Source organism: Pseudodesulfovibrio halophilus DSM 5663 (assembly GCF_059568665.1).
In genome coordinates this window covers 77703-96042 of record NZ_JCANTV010000009.1, presented here as the reverse complement: position 1 = coordinate 96042, position 18340 = coordinate 77703, and the positions used below count along the sequence as shown (strand labels likewise).

Annotated in this window: 20 protein-coding genes; 13 read left to right on the top strand and 7 right to left on the bottom strand. The window is 62.1% G+C overall.

Features of this window, described 5'->3' with window-relative positions:
* Positions 1 to 13 precede the first annotated feature (13 nt).
* Positions 14 to 646, bottom strand: coding sequence for an HD domain-containing protein (locus BR24_RS05170; RefSeq protein ID WP_496540443.1), 633 nt, complete (start codon positions 644 to 646; stop codon positions 14 to 16).
* A 91-nt stretch (positions 647 to 737) separates the two neighbouring features.
* On the opposite strand from BR24_RS05170, the gene BR24_RS05165 reads away from it, so the two are divergent.
* From BR24_RS05165 to smpB, 8 genes are all read left to right on the top strand, one after another.
* Complete coding sequence (locus BR24_RS05165) at positions 738 to 1124, top strand: YraN family protein (RefSeq protein WP_496540442.1); 387 nt, start codon at positions 738 to 740, stop codon at positions 1122 to 1124.
* A gap of 77 nt (positions 1125 to 1201) precedes the next feature.
* Positions 1202 to 2047 (top strand): 16S rRNA (cytidine(1402)-2'-O)-methyltransferase, encoded by an 846-nt coding sequence (gene rsmI, locus BR24_RS05160; RefSeq protein WP_496540441.1) that lies wholly within the window; start codon positions 1202 to 1204, stop codon positions 2045 to 2047.
* The gene (gene bioB, locus BR24_RS05155; RefSeq protein ID WP_496540440.1) at positions 2044 to 3042 is read left to right on the top strand and encodes a biotin synthase BioB; all 999 of its coding nucleotides are present in this window, start codon (positions 2044 to 2046) and stop codon (positions 3040 to 3042) included. The genes rsmI and bioB overlap by 4 nt, the downstream gene beginning before the upstream one ends.
* A complete protein-coding gene (locus tag BR24_RS05150; RefSeq protein ID WP_496540439.1) occupies positions 3035 to 3577 on the top strand; it encodes a biotin transporter BioY in 543 nt (180 codons plus the stop codon). Before bioB ends, BR24_RS05150 begins: the two co-directional genes overlap by 8 nt.
* A 52-nt stretch (positions 3578 to 3629) precedes the next feature.
* Entirely contained in the window at positions 3630 to 4406 is a 777-nt protein-coding gene (locus tag BR24_RS05145) for a PTS system mannose/fructose/sorbose family transporter subunit IID (RefSeq protein WP_496540438.1), read from the top strand.
* A gap of 49 nt (positions 4407 to 4455) precedes the next feature.
* Positions 4456 to 4761 (top strand): HPr family phosphocarrier protein, encoded by a 306-nt coding sequence (locus BR24_RS05140; protein ID WP_496540437.1) that lies wholly within the window; start codon positions 4456 to 4458, stop codon positions 4759 to 4761.
* An 8-nt stretch (positions 4762 to 4769) separates the two neighbouring features.
* Positions 4770 to 6554, top strand: coding sequence for a phosphoenolpyruvate--protein phosphotransferase (ptsP, locus tag BR24_RS05135; RefSeq protein WP_496540436.1), 1785 nt, complete (start codon positions 4770 to 4772; stop codon positions 6552 to 6554).
* An 8-nt stretch (positions 6555 to 6562) separates the two neighbouring features.
* Positions 6563 to 7039 carry an SsrA-binding protein SmpB gene (gene smpB, locus BR24_RS05130; RefSeq protein WP_496540435.1) on the top strand — a complete coding sequence of 159 codons (477 nt, stop codon included), beginning with the start codon at positions 6563 to 6565 and terminating at the stop codon, positions 7037 to 7039.
* A 500-nt stretch (positions 7040 to 7539) separates the two neighbouring features.
* Here smpB and BR24_RS05125 read toward each other — a convergent pair whose 3' ends face one another.
* The 6 genes from BR24_RS05125 to hflK all read right to left on the bottom strand — a co-directional run bounded on the left by BR24_RS05125 (position 7540) and on the right by hflK (position 13774).
* The gene (locus BR24_RS05125; protein ID WP_496540434.1) at positions 7540 to 8502 is read right to left on the bottom strand and encodes a hypothetical protein; all 963 of its coding nucleotides are present in this window, start codon (positions 8500 to 8502) and stop codon (positions 7540 to 7542) included.
* Complete coding sequence (panB, locus tag BR24_RS05120; protein WP_496540433.1) at positions 8503 to 9384, bottom strand: 3-methyl-2-oxobutanoate hydroxymethyltransferase; 882 nt, start codon at positions 9382 to 9384, stop codon at positions 8503 to 8505.
* A gap of 22 nt (positions 9385 to 9406) precedes the next feature.
* The gene (locus BR24_RS05115; RefSeq protein ID WP_496540432.1) at positions 9407 to 10681 is read right to left on the bottom strand and encodes a diguanylate cyclase; all 1275 of its coding nucleotides are present in this window, start codon (positions 10679 to 10681) and stop codon (positions 9407 to 9409) included.
* Between the two features lie 115 nt (positions 10682 to 10796).
* Positions 10797 to 11519 carry a LexA family transcriptional regulator gene (locus BR24_RS05110; RefSeq protein WP_496540431.1) on the bottom strand — a complete coding sequence of 241 codons (723 nt, stop codon included), beginning with the start codon at positions 11517 to 11519 and terminating at the stop codon, positions 10797 to 10799.
* A gap of 303 nt (positions 11520 to 11822) precedes the next feature.
* A complete protein-coding gene (hflC, locus tag BR24_RS05105; protein ID WP_496540430.1) occupies positions 11823 to 12674 on the bottom strand; it encodes a protease modulator HflC in 852 nt (283 codons plus the stop codon).
* 14 nt (positions 12675 to 12688) lie between these two features.
* The gene (gene hflK / locus BR24_RS05100) at positions 12689 to 13774 is read right to left on the bottom strand and encodes an FtsH protease activity modulator HflK (RefSeq protein WP_496540429.1); all 1086 of its coding nucleotides are present in this window, start codon (positions 13772 to 13774) and stop codon (positions 12689 to 12691) included.
* A 77-nt stretch (positions 13775 to 13851) separates the two neighbouring features.
* On the opposite strand from hflK, the gene BR24_RS05095 reads away from it, so the two are divergent.
* From BR24_RS05095 to BR24_RS05075, 5 genes are all read left to right on the top strand, one after another.
* Positions 13852 to 15219, top strand: coding sequence for a phosphomannomutase/phosphoglucomutase (locus tag BR24_RS05095; RefSeq protein WP_496540428.1), 1368 nt, complete (start codon positions 13852 to 13854; stop codon positions 15217 to 15219).
* A gap of 73 nt (positions 15220 to 15292) precedes the next feature.
* Positions 15293 to 15706, top strand: coding sequence for a YkgJ family cysteine cluster protein (locus BR24_RS05090; protein ID WP_496540427.1), 414 nt, complete (start codon positions 15293 to 15295; stop codon positions 15704 to 15706).
* Positions 15703 to 16791 (top strand): efflux RND transporter periplasmic adaptor subunit, encoded by a 1089-nt coding sequence (locus BR24_RS05085; protein ID WP_496540426.1) that lies wholly within the window; start codon positions 15703 to 15705, stop codon positions 16789 to 16791. The genes BR24_RS05090 and BR24_RS05085 overlap by 4 nt, the downstream gene beginning before the upstream one ends.
* Entirely contained in the window at positions 16792 to 17472 is a 681-nt protein-coding gene (locus tag BR24_RS05080) for an ABC transporter ATP-binding protein (RefSeq protein WP_496540425.1), read from the top strand.
* Between the two features lie 191 nt (positions 17473 to 17663).
* Positions 17664 to 18065, top strand: a complete 402-nt coding sequence (locus tag BR24_RS05075) for a hypothetical protein (protein WP_496540424.1) — start codon at positions 17664 to 17666, stop codon at positions 18063 to 18065.
* Positions 18066 to 18340 lie beyond the last annotated feature (275 nt).

The window sequence follows — 18340 nt, the reverse complement described above, 5'->3', positions numbered from 1 at the left end:
GGGCTGTTGCGGGCTACTTCTTTCCATTCTTTCGAATCCACCAGTCCGGATCGGGACCGAGAAACCACCAGTCCTTGTGGTCGGTGCGGGCGATGGTCTCGGCAAGTTCCCGCCCCCACTGCGTGCGTACGCGTTGTACCGCGATCTCCAGCCACTGGGTGGCGTAGCGGTTGCCCATGTCCGCCTCTTCCTTGAGGTTCAGGATGAAGTCAAGCTGGTCCGCGTCCTGCGCGAGCCTGGCTTCCAGCGTCTGCACCGCTTCCAGCTCTTCCCACATGGGCAGCAGCTCGTCCGCGAGACCGGTTCCTGCCGTGGCATGCTCCAGCGCCATGGTGCGCGTGGAGCTGTTGTAGATGCGGTTGACGTAGTTGAAGTCACCGGTTCTTGCCTCGTGCAGGTCGTGGAAGAGGCACAGCAGGGTGGTCCGGGCTTCGTCGGCGTCGGCCATGCGCGCCAGCACGTAGCCGATGACAGCCGTGCGGAAGGAGTGCTCGGCCACATTCTCCGAGCCGGAGCCGAGGAACTGGTAGCCCGTCCTCGGCGTCTTGCGGAGCATGCCGCATTCGAAGAGAAAGTCCGCAATCCGCGTGACGCGGTCGCGAGCCGAAGCCGCGCCGCCCTGTGCGTTGGTGTCGTCGTGTTTCATGCGGACTGCATACTCCTCGCGCCCTGCAAGTTCAAGGAAATGTGAGCGGGCGGATTGTGGACCGGCGCGCGGGGGTGTGCTACTCGGCGTCATGCGTGCGATTCTGAAGAGCATAATGCCCGGCGCGGGCGGCTTGGGCGAAGATGCGGCGGCCCGCCATCTGGAATCCGAAGGGTTTCGTGTGCTGGAGCGCAACTGGCGTCACGGCCGTCTGGAGCTTGATCTGGTCTGCCGCGACCGGGACACGCTCGTGTTCGTCGAGGTGAAGACGCGCGGGCGCGGCTCGCGCGGCTGCGCGTCGCAGGCCCTGAGCCGGGAGAAGTGTTCGCGGCTGGTCAGGGCCGCTTCACAGTATCTTTCCGCCCACGACTTGTGGGACATGCCGTGCCGCTTCGATCTGGCCGCGGTCTCCGAAGGGCCGGAAGGCCTCGAGGTCGCCCTGTATCGTGACGTGATCGACGCCGCGGATTACACCTGAAAACCGGAAAATTGCCGCTTCCGTCCCACGGCTGCCGGTGGTAGAAGAACCCCCGATTCCACAGGACGGTACCAGCCATGAACGATTCGAACGATTTTCCCGCGCCCGGCCTGTACGTGGTGGCCACGCCGCTGGGCAATGACGCGGACCTCTCGCCGAGGGCGGCCGGAGTCCTCTCCGCCGCATCCCTGATACTGGCGGAGGACACCCGACGCACCGGGCTGCTGCTTCAGCGCTGCGGCGTGGCGCGCTCCGGCGACATGACCAGTTTTCACGAGCACAACGAGGCGGCGAAGACCGCCATGGTACTGGACCGGATCGAGGCGGGCGAGGCCGTGGCCCTCGTCTCCGACGCCGGGACGCCGTTGATGTCCGATCCCGGCTTCCGGCTCGTGCGAGGCTGCCGCGACGCCGGCCTGCCCGTGCGGCCCGTGCCCGGTCCCAGCGCCCCGGTGACCGCGCTCTCCGCCTGCGGGCTGCCGCCCATCCCATACGCCTTCCTCGGTTTTCCGCCGCGCAAGGAGGGACAGGCTCTCAAGTTTTTCCAGGTATATCGGGATACTGGAGCCACGCTGGTGTTCTTCGAGCGCAAGACCCGGCTGGAGGCTTCCCTCTCCGCCGCGTTCAAGGCGCTGGGGGATCGCCCGTACTGCATCGCCCGCGAGCTGACCAAGGATTATGAGGAGTACCTCTACGGCACCCTCGCTTCGCCGGATGCGGCGCACTTCGAAATAAAAGGCGAGGCGACGGTGGTCATCGGTCCGCCCGAGGAGGGAGCCGTGAGCGAGGCCGAAGAGGCCGATCGCGTGTTGGCGCAGGAGGCCGGGGCCGGCGGCAAGCCCAAGGAGGTCGCCCGGCGGGCCGCGGCGCGGTTGAGCGGCTGGACCCCCAAACAGCTTTATGCAAGGATGCGTACGCAATGACTTTCGAGCGTCTGGTGAAGCGCGCCGTCGAGCGCATGCCTCTTGCCGATGCCGACATCGAGGCCGTGGCCCTGTGTCCGGATGAGCGGCTGGGTGAGTTGATGCGCGCCGCGCAGTCCGTGCGGCGGCATTTTTTCGGCAACCGGATGCATGTGTGCGCCATCGTCAACGCCCGCAGCGGGCGGTGTCCCGAGAACTGTTCGTTCTGCGCCCAGTCCGCGCACCACGACACGGGCTGCGAAGAATATCCTCTGCTGGATCCTGCCGAGGTCGGGCGCGCGGCGCAGGAGGCGAAACGGGGCGGCGCGAGCCGGTTCGGGGTCGTCATCAGCGGTACGGGGCTGCGTGAGGGTGAACTGGACGATTTTTCACGCTGTCTGCGGGCGGCGGCCGAGGCAGGGGTGACGCCCGACGCGTCGCCGGGCATCGTGAGCCGCGGCGTGCTGCGCCGGTTGAAGCGGGCGGGCATGGCCGGATACCACCATAATCTGGAGACCTCGGCCTCGTTTTTTCCCCGCATCTGCTCCACGCACGATTATGAAGAGGACGTACAGGCCGTTCGGGACGCGCTGGCGGAAGGTCTTTTCGTGTGCTCCGGCGGTATCTTCGGGCTGGGTGAGAGCTGGGAGCAGCGCGCCGAGCTGGCGTTGACGCTTGCGGAGCTGGGGGTGCCCTCGGTCCCGGTGAATTTTCTGACCCCGGTGCCGGGAACGCCGCTGGAGGAGCGTCCCGTGATGTCGGCCTCGGAGGCGCTTCGGACGCTGGCGCTGCTGAGGTTCCTGCTGCCGGACAGACAGCTGCGGCTCTGCGGCGGTCGCCCCGCCGTGTTCGGCCCGGAGAGTGCGTCGGTGCCTTTCGGGGCGGGCATTACCGGAGTCATGACGGGCGACTATCTGACAACGCCGGGCGAGGGCCCGGCAGAGGACCTTGAACGCATCCGCGCGGCCGGGCTGGATCCCGTCGGCGCCGGAGAATCGGAGATACATAATGGCTGAAGGCATTCATCGTTTGAGTCTCATCGTCTGGACGGCCATCATGGCCTCGTCCATCGCCGTGGGCGCGTATCTCATCGTCCCGATCGGGCCGGTGCCGATATCCATGCAGCCGCTGTTCGTCTTTCTTGCGGGCATGCTCCTCGGGCCGCGATACGGCGTGGCCGCCGTCGGGCTTTACATTCTGGCTGGAATCGCCGGGCTGCCGGTCTTCAGCGGCGGGGGCGCGGGCATCGGCTACGCGCTGGGGCCGACCGGGGGCTATCTTCTGGGCTTCCTGCTGTCACCGGTCTTTACTGGGCGGGCGCGTGACACGGAAGGGAACTTCGGCTGGATTTCCGGCCTGTTCTGGGGCCTGTGCGCCATGCTGGTCATCTACGGCATCGGCTCGGTGTGGCTGAAGATGTCGCTTGATCTCACCTGGGGCAAGACGCTCACGGTGGGGGTTATCCCGTTTGCGCCGTGGGACGAACTCAAGGTGGTGGCGGCGATCCTGATTTCGCGCTATCTTCAGAGAATCAGCCTGCTTCCCGGCTGAATCGGTTTTCTTGGAGGGAACGGCCATCGGACTCGGCAGCACGGATAGCCTCATGCGGGAGGGCAAGGCGCAGGCCTTCATGCGTACGTTCGTGCGCTGCTGGCTGGGCGGCGCCTGCTTCAACACCCGCGGCATGCAGAACATAGGCATGACCTATGCTATGATGCCCGGCCTGCGTGCCATCCATCCGGACCCCGCCGCATACCGCAGAGCCCTGCGGCGCTATGTGCGGCATCATCAGTCGCATCCGTTCTGGCTTCCCTGTCTCGCGGGCATTTACCTGCACCTTGAACAGAACATCCATGACGGACGGTTTCCAGAAAAGATGTTCCACAAGGTGCGCGACACCACAAGCTATACCCTCTCGGCGCTGGGGGACTCGGTTTTCGCCGGGAGCCTGCTCGTGTTCTGGGCGCTGGCGACCACGGCCATGCTCCTTGCGGGGCTGCAAGTGGCCCCCTTCGTGCTCGGCTTGCTGCTCTTCGCCGGTCTGCAGGGCTTCCGGGCGCTGACCTTTCTGGCCGGGCTGCGGAACGGCTTGCAGTTTCTGGAGCGGCTCAGGCGCTGGGATCTCATAAACTGGGGCGCGAGGCTGAAGTACGCCAACGCCGGGTTGCTGGTGGTCATCTGGGCCCAGATATGGCCGCAGCCCATGGTCTGGTGGCAGTGGGTGCTCGGCGTCTCCGCGCTGACACTGTTCGGGAGGTTCGTCAACACCGGTCTGATCTCGCGGGTGTTCGCGGCCGCGGCGTTTCTGCTGATGACCGAACTGTTGCCGGAAATAGGGTTAACGGCGCAAACCATCATGTCCGTGGTGCCCGGAATGTGATACAGGAACTGTCGAACGGTTTTCGAAACCGATCAAGGACGAAGGATATATGGTCAAAAACGATTCGACCCCCGGCGGCAACGGGGAGACGCACACGCGGGAAGTCGTGGTCAGCAGTCCCAACGGGCTCCATGCGCGGCCCGCGGGCAAACTGGCTCAGGCCGCTCAGGGCTTCAGTGCGTCGGTGAGCATCGCTTCCGGCGAGCAGGTGGTTGACGCCAAGAGTATTCTCGACATACTCACACTTGCCGTCGGAGAAGGAACCACTCTGGAACTCAGGGCCAGCGGCGACGACGCGCCGCAGGCGCTGGACAGGCTGTCGCGGCTCTTCGAGAATCGCTTCAGCGAGGAGTAGAAGGAAAAGTGAACGGCAAGACTATCAGCGGTATTTCCGTGGCGACGGGCATTGCCATCGGCAAGGCCGTGTTCGTCAACCGCAGCCACAAGGCGCACCTGCCGCGCAACACAGTGCCCGCCTCCAGCATTGAAGGCGAGGTGGAGCGGTTGAACGCGGCTTTCGAGACCGTGCGTCAGGAGATGCAGGCCGTTCGCGAAAAAGTCCCCGCAGAGCTTCAGGACTACGCCCTGCTCATCGACACGCATCTCATGATGCTGGGCGATCCCAAACTTTCCAACACGGCGGCGGAGTACATCCGCACCCTCGGCCTCAATGCAGAGTGGGCGCTGGAAAAGTCCGTGGCCGATCAGGAAGCGGCCTTCGGCGCCGTGGAAGACCCTTACATCCGCGAGAGGATGCAGGACGTGCACGTGGTTGCCGACCGCGTCCAGTCGAGGCTCATAGGCAAGGGCGCCGACAGCGCCGCGGTGCAGGGCCGCGTGATCATCCTCGCTCACGACCTCTCTCCGGCGGACATTGCCGAACTGGAAGTGAACAGGATCATGGCCTTTGCCACGGTACAGGGCGGCAAGACCTCGCATACGGGCATCATGGCCCGTACGCTGGGCATCCCCGCGCTCGTGGGCGTGAACCGGCTCGAAGAGGTGATCAGCGACGGCGACCTGATCGTGGTGGACGGCCTGCAGGGCCGCATCGTGGTCAATCCCAGCGAAGAGGAGCTGACCGACTATAACGAGCGGGCCGCCCAGTTCGAGGAATACACGAGGCAGACCCGCCTTCAGTGCCAGCTCCCGGCCGAGACCTTCGACGGATTCAAGGTGGACGTGCACGCCAACATCGAGCTGGTGGAGGAAGTGGCGGCGGTGCTGGACAGCGGCGGCGAGGGCATCGGCCTGTATCGGACGGAGTATGCCTACATGAGCCGCTCCGACCTGCCGAGCGAGGACGAGCTGTACCAGAAGTACTCGGATCTGGCCTCCATCATGAAGCCCCGCAAGGTCATCTTCCGCAGTCTCGACCTCGGTTCCGACAAGTTCATGAGCAGTTTCGGGATGCTGGACGAGGCAAACCCGGCCATGGGGCTGCGGGCCATCCGTTTCTGCCTCAAGCATCCGAGGATTTTCAAGACGCAGTTGCGAGCGATCCTGCGTGCCTCGGCGCACGGCAACGTCGCCCTCATGTTCCCGATGATTTCAGGCATCAAGGAAGTGCGTCAGGCCAAGGCATGGCTGGCGCAGGCCAAGGCGGAGCTCCGTCGCGAAGGCGTGGAGTATGATCCTGAGATGCCGGTGGGCATCATGATCGAGCTGCCCTCGGCCGTGATGATCGCGGATCTGCTGGCGCAGGAAGTGGACTTCTTCAGCATCGGCACCAACGACCTGATTCAGTACAGCATCGGCGTGGACCGCACCAACAGCCACGTTTCATACCTGTACCAGCCGTTGCATCCGGCCACCCTGCGCGCCATCAAGCTGGTGGTGGACGCCGCTCACGAGGCGGGCATTGCCGTGAGTCTGTGCGGCGAAGTCGCCTCCGATCCGTACTGCGTGCCCCTGCTCATGGGCATGGGCATCGACTCGATCTCCTTGACGCCGCAGGCCATACCGGGCATCAAGCGCGTCATCCGGCAGACCCGGATGCGCGAGTGCCGCGAGCTGTTGCGCAAGGTGCTCGAGTGCCGCACCGTCGGCCGCATCAACTCGCTGGTCATGGAGACAATTTTCAAACAGTACCCGGAAGAATTGACCTTTTTCGCATCGCTTCTGGAAAACGACGAACTTCCGCACTAGAGACATATATGGGAAAGAAAAAGAAGAAACCCGCTGCAAACGTCATCGGGCAGAACAAGCAGGCCCGCCGCCTGTATGAATTCATAGAGACCTTCGAGGCCGGCATCGCCCTGCAGGGCTGTGAAGTGAAATCCCTTCGCGAGGGCCGCGTGAGCTTCAAGGACGGCTACGTGCGCTTTCGCGACGGGGAAGCGTGGCTCGTGGGCGTGCATATCGCCCCGTACGAAAACACCTCCCAGTTCGACCGTCCCGATCCGGAGCGTCCGCGCAGGCTGCTGTTGCACAAGCGTGAAATCGACATGCTCCAGTCGCGCGCGGACCAGAAGGGCCTTACCGTGATCCCCGTGAAGATGTACTTCTCCCGGGGAAAGGTGAAACTGCAGATCGCCCTCGGCAAGGGCAAGAACGTGCACTCCAAGAAGGAAGACCTGAAGCAGCGCGACATTGCACGGGACACCGCCCGACAGCTCGCTGCATACAAATAGCGCCTGTTCGGTATTTTTCAATGCGGACTATGGACCCAGGATGCAGGGGCCGCCCTTTCGGGCGGCCCCTTTCCTGTAGGTCTAAGGGGGGGGGAGGGATGAATATGGCCGATGGTTCGGTCGGCCTGTATTGCGTGACAGTCCGGAGGTTCGCAGAGCTAATCGCCGCCTGAGGGGGCAGAGCGACGATGGGAGTGAGGGGGCACTTGCGTTGACGCTCTTCCGGCCCTGTCTTGCCGCTATGGTTCAGGGGAGGTGCCTTTCCTGGTCCCGGGCCCATCCGGCATGGGCCCGGTCCGAGAGGAGGTGTGCCAGTATTGCTGTCACATTTAGGATAGAGGCAATGCTTTTCTGCTTCTCACCCTGATCTGTAGTGAGAGTTTAGCATTTGCCGTGCCAAAATGTAACATGCTGAAATTGCTGGGTGCAGGCGCTGATGTGCAAGGTGTTTTGTGCAAAGAGACGCAACTTGTGCGTTGCACAATTTGCACAATTGCGCGTCAGCCGAGCAGGGCGTACAGCACGGCGACGAGGGCGATGCTGGTGGCGCGCAGGCTCTGGTTGACCACGATGAGCCTCGCGGCCATGCGGGGGCGGAATATGCCGGCATAGTAGGGAAACTGGTGCCGGAAGGCGCGCATGGGGGATGACAGGACGTTACCCGTGAGCAGGGCGAGGACCACAGTGTGGGTGGTCAGGGAGGCGTCCTGCAGCAGGGCGCTTGCCGCGGCGAGTCCCACGGTGAATTCACCGGCCACATGGAAGGCCACGATGCCGACCGCCTCGGTGGGGAGCCAGGACAGGAACCCGACGTTGTCCGACATGAACTGCTGGAGCGAGGCGAATATGCCGTAATGCCGCAGCAGGAAGAACAGAATGTAAATGGGGACAGTGAAGTAGAGAATCTTGGGCAGCCGCCTGCGAAACCGCTTGAGGGTTTTCTGGAGCGGATTGCCGCGATTGTCCGGGGCTTCGTCGAGTCTGCACGGCACGCACCCTTCCGGGACCGGCGGCAGCAAAAACCGCCCCATAAGGACGATGGTGCCGGTGCGAAGCACCGCGGCGCTGGCGGTGATGCCCACGTAGACCACCGCCGCTGACCCGATGAAGGGCGCGGCGATGAAGAATATGGTGGGCAGGTGCAGAAAGTACGTGGGCAGGCTGTTGAACAGGTTGGAGAGCAGCAGTTCGCGGTCGGAGATGGTCTGCTTCTCGTGCGCCTCGGCGAGCATGGTGTTGGCGGTGACGCCGGAAAAGAAGGCCAGCGAGAAACTGGCGGCGGACACGTCCTTGAGCCGGGCCCGGCGGGCCAGCGGTTCGGCGAACCGCGCCACGTGCCGGGTCCAGTTCAGGGACTCGATGAGGTTGCCGATGAAAAGGCCGACGCTGATGAAGAACACCAGCCGCATGAGCGGCCAGAGCAGCCCGTCCCAGAGAACCGGCCACGAGAGCAGTGAGTCCATCTACCGCTTCGGCCTCTTGATCTTTCTGAGCTTTGCCACTTCGTCGTCATCCATGTGCAGGGTGTGTTTTTCCGTGGGAAAATGGCAGTGCCGTACATCCTCGCAGTAGCGCCTGAGCGTCTCGGCGCAGAGCTCGCCCAGCTCGCCGTAGCGACGCACGAACTTGGGCGTGAAGCGGTCGAACATGCCCAGAACGTCATGGTAGACGAGAATCTGACCGTCGGTCACCGCGCCCGCGCCTATGCCGATGGTCGGCACGCTGAGGGATTCGGTGATGAGCTGCGCGGCCTCTTCCGGCACGGCTTCCAGCACGATGGCGAAAGCTCCCGCCTCTTCGAGCGCCAGTGCGTCATCCAGCATGGATTTGACCGCCTCGGCGGTTTTGCCCTGCGCCTTGAAGCCACCGAAGCGGGCCACGTGCTGCGGGGTGAGGCCGACGTGGCCGAGGACCGGGATGCCCGCATCCACGATGGCCTTGACCTGCGGGGCAACGTTCACGCCGCCTTCGAGCTTGACGGCTTTGGCGCGTCCTTCTGCGAGAAACCGTCCGGCGTTGGCGAGAGCCTGTTCGGTGCTCAGATTATAGGAAAGAAACGGCATGTCACCCACGAGCAGGGCGCGCTTCACGCCGCGGCTGGCTGCGCGAGTGTGGTGCAGCATTTCGTCCATGGTGACGGAAAGGGTGTCCTCGTGCCCGAGCATGACCATGGCAAGCGAGTCGCCCACGAGGACCAGATCGGCCCCGCTTTGGTCGGCGATTGTGCCGGAGCAGTAGTCGTAGGCGGTAATGCAGGCTATGGGGTTTTCGCCCTTGCGCGCACGTATGTCGGGAGCGGTCACCGGGCGGTCCTGTCCGGTTTTGGGAGCGGTCTGGGTGCTCATCCTTGTCTCCTTGGCGTGTCGATCAGTCGTTCAGTTCGCAGACGCCGGATACCACGCGGTTCCGGCCCTGTTCCTTGGCGCGGTAGAGATTTTCGTCGGCCGCACTGAGTGTTTTATGCAAAGAGCCGGAAATGTCCAGACAAAGTCCGATGCTGATGGTCACGGAAATCTCGCGGCCCGAAGCCCGGCCCGGCGACTGTTGGACAGTCCTGCGGAAACCGTCGAAAAGCGAAGCGGGGTCCTGCTCCACGGGATGCCGGAGCAGAACGGCGAATTCCTCGCCGCCGAACCGGGCGGTCAATGCCTCGCCCTCCGGGAACGCGGTGTCCAGCAGAGCGGCGATGTTGGATATCACCGCGTCGCCCGCGTCGTGTCCGTAAGTGTCGTTTACCTTCTTGAAATGGTCGATGTCGAGCATGGCGAGGCACAGGCGGTCCCCGGCCTTTCCGGCGCGGTCAATGAACCCGTCCGCGCTCTCGAAGAAGCACCGCCGGTTCGCCAATTTAGTGAGCGGGTCGCGGTAGGACAGTTCCCGTATGGTCTCGATCTGCTGCAGCATGTCCAGCGAGTGTTGGACACGGCAGTAGAACTCTTCGGAGATGAAGGGTTTCTTGAGAAAGTCGTTGGCGCCGAGCTTGATGAACCGCGCGGAGAGCATCTCGTCACGTTCCGAGGAGAGACCGATGATCGCGAGGCGGTCTTTCGGGAAATTCTCCCGGAGACGTCTTGTCAGCTCGAAGCCGTCCATGGAGGGCATGTTGAAGTCCGTGAGCACCAGCTTGACATCGGGCATTTCGTCCATGATGCGAAGAGCTTCCTGTCCGTCGCTGGCGGTGAACACCTCGTAGCGGTGCGCCTGCAGCAGTTTGCGGACCTTGGTGAGGGCGGTGGGGGAGTCGTCCACGACCAACACCTTGGTGTCGGGATTGCTGCGGATGCGGCGGATGGTGTCGAGCACGGTGTCTACCGCCTTGGGGTTCTCCTTGAGCACGTAGTCGGCCACGCCCAGCGAAGCGATGCGGTGCCTGGCGCCGTTGGAAAAGGTGGCGGTGAAGACGAGGGCGGGCAGCCCCTTGCCGGTGACATAGCGGGCCATGTCGCCTTCCTCGGCGTCCGGCAGAGAGAGCCCGTGCAGCACCACGAGATAGTCTTCGCCCCGGGATTCGATGAGGGAGACGGCCTCGGCCATGGTGGTCGCCCAGTCTACGCTCAGGTCGAGTTCCTCCTCGATCCTGTCGCGAACCATGTGTCCGAAAAAACGGCTGTCCTCAACAAGCAGTATAGTGTGTCTGTCCACGGCTGTCCTCCGTGATGGTCGATTCGACATGGTAGCACCCTGTCGGAAAAAGGAAAACCGCCGCTTCCGAATCTCGGATGCGGCGGTCGTAAAAGTCGAATATGGGCGGAGGCCCCTAGACGTTGCTGAGGTCCTGAAGAACCCAGACCACGCGCCCCACGGTGCGTTCGTCCATTTCGTCGGCGGGAATGGTCAGGTCATCGTACTGGGTGTTCGCGGCCTTGAGCACGAACTGTCCGTCCTGAAGGAACACGCGACGGATGAGCAGTCCCTGATGCGGGAAGTGCACGGCGCAGAGGTCCCCGTCCGGGTGCTGGGTCTGGTCGCGGTCGATGCCCACGTAGGCGCCGCGCTGGATGACAGGCTCCATGCTGGCGCTGTCGACTTTGCAGACCTGCAGTTTGGGACGGAAGTACGTCTCCGGGATGGCCAGTTCTTCCAGCGCCTCCGGAGCCCAAGTGGAAGCGGACTTGTCGAGTCCGGCCATGGTGGAAACGGGTACCACGCGGGCGCGCGCGTTGTTGCGACCATACGGAGCCGGGGACTCGCGCAGAACCACGTCCGCGGAGATCTTGGCCTTGTTGGGGTTCAGGTACACGGGCTCGACTCCGTCCGAGAGCCAGTCCGGTGCAAGGCCGTGGCTGCGATACAGCTTCAGGAACCATTCTGCCGGGATGGAGCAGCGGCGCTTTGCATCGGAAATGCTTGACTGGCGTACGTCCAGCACTTCCGCCAACTGAACCTGAGTCCGGGCTCCGGTAGCTTTTTTGATGCGTTCAAGCGACTCGTCGAACCATTTCTGTTGCCCCTCGTCGCAACGTTTTTTCAACTTCGGCATGTGGCGTCTCTCCGGTTTTGATCATGAATATACCATATAGCGTATATTCGAGGGTTATAAAAGTAACCCCAGCTCTGTCCTCATGCGTGGTGGCGTAGTGGAGATGTGAGTCGGGACAGCAACTGACTCTCGGGAGCTTCTCCCGAGTTTTTGTCTGGGGGATTCCCCTAGAAGGTTTGGGGGCAATATCAATTTTTGTCAATAGGAAATTTTGCTATTTAAAGCCGAACCCGGTGATTCTCACCGGGTTATCGGCGTTTGAAACAGCATGTCTATATTGTCCCCTGACGGGGAAAAAACATTCTATTGGAAGAACTTGAGGAAGGGGGAGTCGGGGGTCATGATGAACTTGGACTCACCCTTGAGGGAGTTGCGATAGGCTGTAAGGCTTCTCTGGAAATCATAGAAGTCCGGAGACTGACCCATAGCGTCCGCGTAGATCTTGGTGGCCTTGGCATCGCCCTGACCGCGGACTTCCTCCGCAGTGCGCTTGGCCTCTGCCAGCAGAATGGTGCGTTCCTTGTCCGCCTTGGCCTTGATCTTGTCCGCGGCTTCGCGCCCCTCGGAGCGGTACTGCTTGGCCTGACGCTCACGTTCGGCCTTCATGCGGCCATAGATGGCACGCTGGTTTTCTGCGGGAAGGTCGGTCCGCTTGATGCGCACGTCCACCACCTCGATGCCATAGGGCTCCAGAAGCTCACGGCTTTTGGCGGTGACCTTTTCCATGATTTCAGGACGCTTGAGCGAAACGATCTCGATGAGCTTGTAGCGCCCGAGCTCGACGCGCAGCTGTGAGCGGATGATGTCGTCAAGGCGGGCCTGCGCGGCCGGGATGTTCTGCACCGTGCGGTAGAACTGAAGGGGATGGACGATTCTCCACTTGGAGTACGAGTTGATGTCCATGTACTTCTTGTCTTCCGTGGTGAACTCTTCGGGCTTGGCGTCATAGTCGAGTATCCGGGAATCCACGTACACGACGTTCTGCACGAAAGGCAGCTTGAAGTGCAGGCCGGGTCCGAGCGAGTCGTCGGAGACCGGTTTACCGAGCTGCAGCACGATGGCCCGCTGTGTCTGGTCCACCGTGAAAAGGCTCTGGGTCAGGACGGCTACGCCGATGAATATGACTGCCAGTAAAAGGATGGCTTTCTTCTGCATGAACTGAGCCTCGCTTACTGGGATTTGTTGGTGGTTTTTCCGCCGCCGGGCTTCACCCGTTCAAGCGGAAGATACGGCAGAGACTGCTTCAGCGCCTCGTTGGACAGGATGACCTTGTCCGCGTTGGGATCGGCGAGCACTTCCTCCATGGTCTCGAGGTAGAGGCGGGTGCGGGTCACGTCCTTGGCCTTGCGGTATTCGCGCAGCACGGAGAGGAAACGCGAGGCGTCACCTTCGGACCGGCGGACCTTGGCTTCTCGGTAGGCTTCCGCGGCGTTGATGATGCGTGCGGCCTGACCTCTGGCCTTGGGGAGGATGTCGTTGCGGTAGGCCTCGGCCTCGTTGATGAAGCGGCTCTTGTCCTCGCGGGCGCTGGCGACGTCCTTGAAGGCGTCCACGACGGCGTCCGGCGGATGCACGTTCTGCATCTGCACGTTTTCCACGCGGATTCCGCTCTTGTAGAGGTCGAGAATCTCCTGCATCAGCTGGCGGGTGGCCACCTGGATTTCCTGCTTCCCGGTGGTCAGGGCGCGGTCGATGTTGCTTTTGCCGATGACCTCGCGCATGGAAGCCTGCGCCGCGTTCTTGATGGTGCCTTCCTGATCGAACACGTTGAACAGGTAGTTCCGCGCGTTCTTGATCTGGTACTGCACGATGAACTGCACGCTGACGATGTTTTCATCGCCGGTGAGCATCAGCGACTCGTCCGTGACCTTTCTGGTCTGTCCCTGCTGGAAGGGGACGGAGCGGCTGCGGTTGAGCGAGCGGAACCCGAACTCCATGCGGCGAACCCGCTCCACGTTCAGCGTGACGGCGCTTTCCACCGGGTATGGAATATGGTAATGCGGTCCGGGCGACGTCATGGTCTGGTATTCACCAAAACGTTTCACCACGCCCACTTCGCCGGGTTCGACGATGTATACGCCCGAGATGAGCCAGAGTATGACCACGGCAAGCAGCACGAGCTTCCAACCGGGGAAGCGCATGCGCTTGAATTTCTCGAACTGTTGGTTGAAATCTTCAAATCCGGGAGGTGTGGGTGAACCACCGCCTCTGCGCCCCTGTTGCTGCTTTTGCAGTTTTTCCCAGTCCCAATTCATAATAGCCCCTGTTTAGGCACAAAGCCGCGCCGGGTCAAGATATACTGATAAAAACCATCGTTTCTGGAGACCCATAGATGAAAAAAATAACCAGCGAGATATTCCGAGCATACGACATTCGGGGAGTGGTGGACAAGGACTTCGATGAAGAATGGGTGGAGCGCCTCGGCAGGGCCTGCGGCGACTACTTTCTCTCTAGGGGCCTCAGCCGCGCCGTGGTGGGCCACGACTGCCGCCACAGTTCCCCGGCCTATCAGAAAGCGCTCTCCAAGGGGCTGGCCTCCACGGGCGTGGACGTCATTCAGCTCGACCTCGTTGCAACGCCGGTATTCTATTTCGCGGTGATGCACCTCGGGCTCGAAGCGGGCGTCATGATCACCGCCAGCCACAATCCGCCGGAGTTCAACGGATTCAAGGTGTGGGCCGGGGAGACCACAATCCACTCGGAGGAGGTACAGAAAATATTCCGCGCGATGAAGGACGGCGATTTCCCGCAGGGCGACGGCATCATCAGCCGTCACGACATCCTTCCCGCCTACCGGGAGGACCTTCTCTCGCGTGCGACGCTCGACCGTCCGCTCAAGATCGTGGTGGACGGCGGCAACGGCACCAGCGGAGACTTCACCGCGGACATCCTCGAGGTTGCCGGAGCCGAGGTGGTGCGGCTGTACTGCGAACCCGACGGCGACTTTCCGAATCATCACCCCGACCCGGTGATCGAGAAATACGTGGAAGACCTCAAGACCCGCGTGGTGGAAGAGGGCGCCGACTTCGGCGTGGGGCTGGACGGCGACGGCGACCGCATCGGCGCGGTGGACGAGACCGGAAAGCTGCTCTACGGCGACCAGCTTCTTGCAATATACGCTCGCTCTCTGCTCGCGCAGTCGCCGGGCGAGACCGTTGTGGCGGACGTGAAGTGCAGCCATCTTCTTTTTTCAGATGTGGAGGCCCACGGCGGCAAATCGGTCATGTGCATCACCGGTCACTCCATCGTGAAGGCTCGCATGAAGGAACTCGGCGCGGCGCTTGGCGGCGAGATGAGCGGCCACATGTTCTTTTCCAAGGGGTACTACGGCTTCGACGACGCCACGTATGGCGCGCTGCTTTTGGCTTCCATCATGAGCCGGACGCAGACGCCGCTTTCCCAGATGCTGGCCGATTGGCCCGAGACGCACAACACCCCCGAAATCCGCGTGGACTGTCCCGAGTCCGCCAAGTTCGAGGTGGTCCGTCGCGCACAGGAGTATTTCCGCAAGGATTACGAAGTGATCGACATGGACGGTGCCCGTGTGGAGTTCGGCGACGGCTGGGGGCTTGTCCGGGCCTCCAACACGCAGGGCGCGCTGGTGATGCGCTTCGAGGCCGAGAGCGCCAAACGCCTTGAGGCGATCCGCGAGATCATGGAGACCCCCATTCGCCGGTGGGTGAAAGAACTGAGCGGCTGATACCGTGTACATGCTGTCCTGGTGCGGCTTTTACAGAAAGCTACGGGCCGCCATACTTCGCCGCGGGGTGCACGTGGAGGGTTCCTGTCTCGCCTGCGGCCGCTGCTGCCGAAAGATCGTGCTCATGGACCACGGCCGCTGGCTGCATCGCGAGCGCGACTTCGAGCGCCTCAAGCGGGAGGAGCCTCATTACGAACGCTTTCGCATCACCGGGCGGACGGACGACGGGATGCTCATGTTCACCTGCGACCTGCTCGGCGAGGACAATCTGTGCTCCGTGCATGACACGAGGCCGGATTTGTGCAAGACCTATCCTGCAAAGCTGTTATATTATCGCGGCGGCATCCTGCTGGACGACTGCGGCTATCGCTACGTGGAGTGGACATTTCGCGACGCATGGGACAGCCTCCTCGGCAGGAAGCGCGTATTCGACGACGTACTGCGGCGGGAACTGGACAAACAGGACGAGAACGGAACCGATTCATGAAGAAATACCTCATCGCCGGGATTGTGCTTCTGCTGGCCGCTGGCGGCGGCATCTACTTTGCCACCTCCTCCGGCGGAGACCGGATCAAGGTCATCAGCACCGATACCGTCACGCGCGGCGACGTGCGCAAAACGCTCGAAGCCACCGGCATCATCAAGGCTCAGGTCGGCGCCATGGTCAAGGTGGGCGCCCGTTCAACGGGCGAACTCGTGGAAGTGCGCGTCAAAGTCGGCGACGAAGTGGAAAAGAATGAACTGCTCGCCGTGGTGGACGACCGCGAACTGGAATCCCAGCTGCGCGAGGCCGAAGCACGCTACAAGCTCGCCAAGGCCAAATACGACTACGCCCGCAAAAATCTCCCGCGCCGCGAGCGGCTCGTGAAGAAAAACCTCGAGCCGCAGGATACGCTCGATCAGGCCCTGCAGGACATGAAGGTCGCCAAGTACGAAATGGAAGCCGCGCAGGCCAAACTCGAAACCCTGCGCATCCAGCAGTCCTACACCCGCATTAAGAGCCCCATCGACGGCGTCGTGAGTCAGGTTGCCGCGCAGGAAGGGGAGACCATCGTCTCCGGCCTCAACGTCTCCAATCTCGTGACCGTGCTCGCTCCGGAAAAGCTGGAGATGTGGATCTATGTGGACGAAACCGATGTGGGCCGCGTCGCCAGAGGGTTGCCGGTCGAGTTTTCGGTTGATGCCTACCCCGACAGGGTCTTCATGGGCAGCATCGACCGCGTCTATCCCGAGCCGGAAATCCGCGACAACATCGTTTACTACCGCGCGCTGGTCAAGGTGGAGCCGCAGGAGGCGCGCCTGCTTCGCCCAGAGATGACCACCCAGTGCCGAATCATAGTCGAAACCTCCGAGAGCGTGCTCACCATCCCGAACACGGCCCTGAAATGGGTCGGCGGCAAGCAGCGCGTGTTTCGCGTTGTCTCCGGGCAGGAAAAACCGCAGGAGTTGGAGCCCGACCTCGGCCTTCAGGGACTGGAGCGCAGCGAAGTGCTTTCCGGCCTCGAAGAGGGCGACGAAGTGGCAACCCAGCTCGTGCTGCCGAAGAGTCCGGAAGACGACGAGGGCATGTAGATGCAGTCCGCCATCAGCCTTCGCAACATAGTGCGCACCTTCTCGCAGGGCGGCGACAACGCCGGCCCCGGCATCGAGGTGCTCAAGGACATATCCATAGATATCGCCCGGGGTGAATTCGTCGCCCTTCAGGGGACGTCGGGGTCCGGCAAGTCTACCCTGCTGCACATCATAGGCCTGCTGGACCGCCCGACCTCCGGCACCTACGAGCTCATGGGGCGCGACACCTCGGGGCTGGACGACGACGAGCAGTCGGACCTGCGCAACCAAACCCTCGGCTTCATCTTTCAGAGCTTTTACCTGATCCCATACGCCACCGCGCTGGAGAACGTGACCCTGCCGGGGCTCTACTCCGGCAGACCGCAAACCGAGTTGCGCGAACGCGCCGAATATCTGCTGGAACGCGTCGGCCTTGCCGACCGCATGAGCTTTCGCCCCAACCGGCTCTCCGGAGGCCAGCAGCAGCGCGTCGCCATGGCCCGCGCCCTGCTCAACGAACCAGACGTGATCCTCGCCGACGAACCAACCGGACAGCTCGACTCCGGAACCAGCGCTGAAATCATGAATCTATTCCACGACGTTCACCAGAGCGGCAAGACCATCGTCCTCGTCACCCATGACAAAGAAGTCGCCAAAACCGCCCAGCGCATCATCCATCTCACAGACGGACGCGTGGACTGAGCACCCGGCTCGCTGCCTCCCCTCTCTCTCCCTTCTCAAGCTGCGCCGTTCGCAACCAGCGATGCAGCTATCGACTTTATTTATCCCTCTGTCTTGTGTCGGATAGATGAACGTGCTAACTGCATGACAAAATAGTTTTCGGGGGAACAGTTTTCATGTTCTGGATCTTTTAAATGAGGAGGAGGGTGCAAATGTACCGGATCGAACAGAGCGTATCGTGGGCCGGAGGTGCCATTCTGGCCTGTACCGCATCGCTGCTTGCCGTCACATGGTTTCTCCATTCGTCGCCATGGCTGCTGTGGGTAGGAATACTCCTGCCGATAGCACTGTATCTGCGCTACGCCACCAACCAATACCTTGAGATCAATCCGGCCGACAAGACCATCACCAGACCCAGGCTCCTCTTCTTCAGGGAAACCGTCCCCGATGAAACCATGACCACCGAAACAGAAATAGTTACCGAAGACGGAAGCAACACCTACCTCGTGCACGTCAAAGGAAGCTTCGGAGAAATCACCGCCAAGCTGCCCGGATACGAGAGCTACGTCACCATGCTCTACTCGAAAATGGCAGGCGACCTCGGCCTCGCATAAGGCAGCGCCATCAACCTCGCACGGAAAAGCCCCGTCCTTGGACGGGGCTTTTCTTATGCTTCCGCTTTTGTCTCCGACGGGCAGGGGCGCTGCCCCTGCACCCCGCCAAAGGGGCGGACCCCCTTTGGAATCCCTGGCTTGTCAGCGGCGTTGCCGCTGACGGGGATGTATGGTTCTGTGCGTTTTAGCAGACGAACTCCGTTAGCAGAGTTCAGCTAAGCAGAAATCGCTCAAATCACGCATTTCCCTTCAGAACTCACAAAAAGGTATCCACT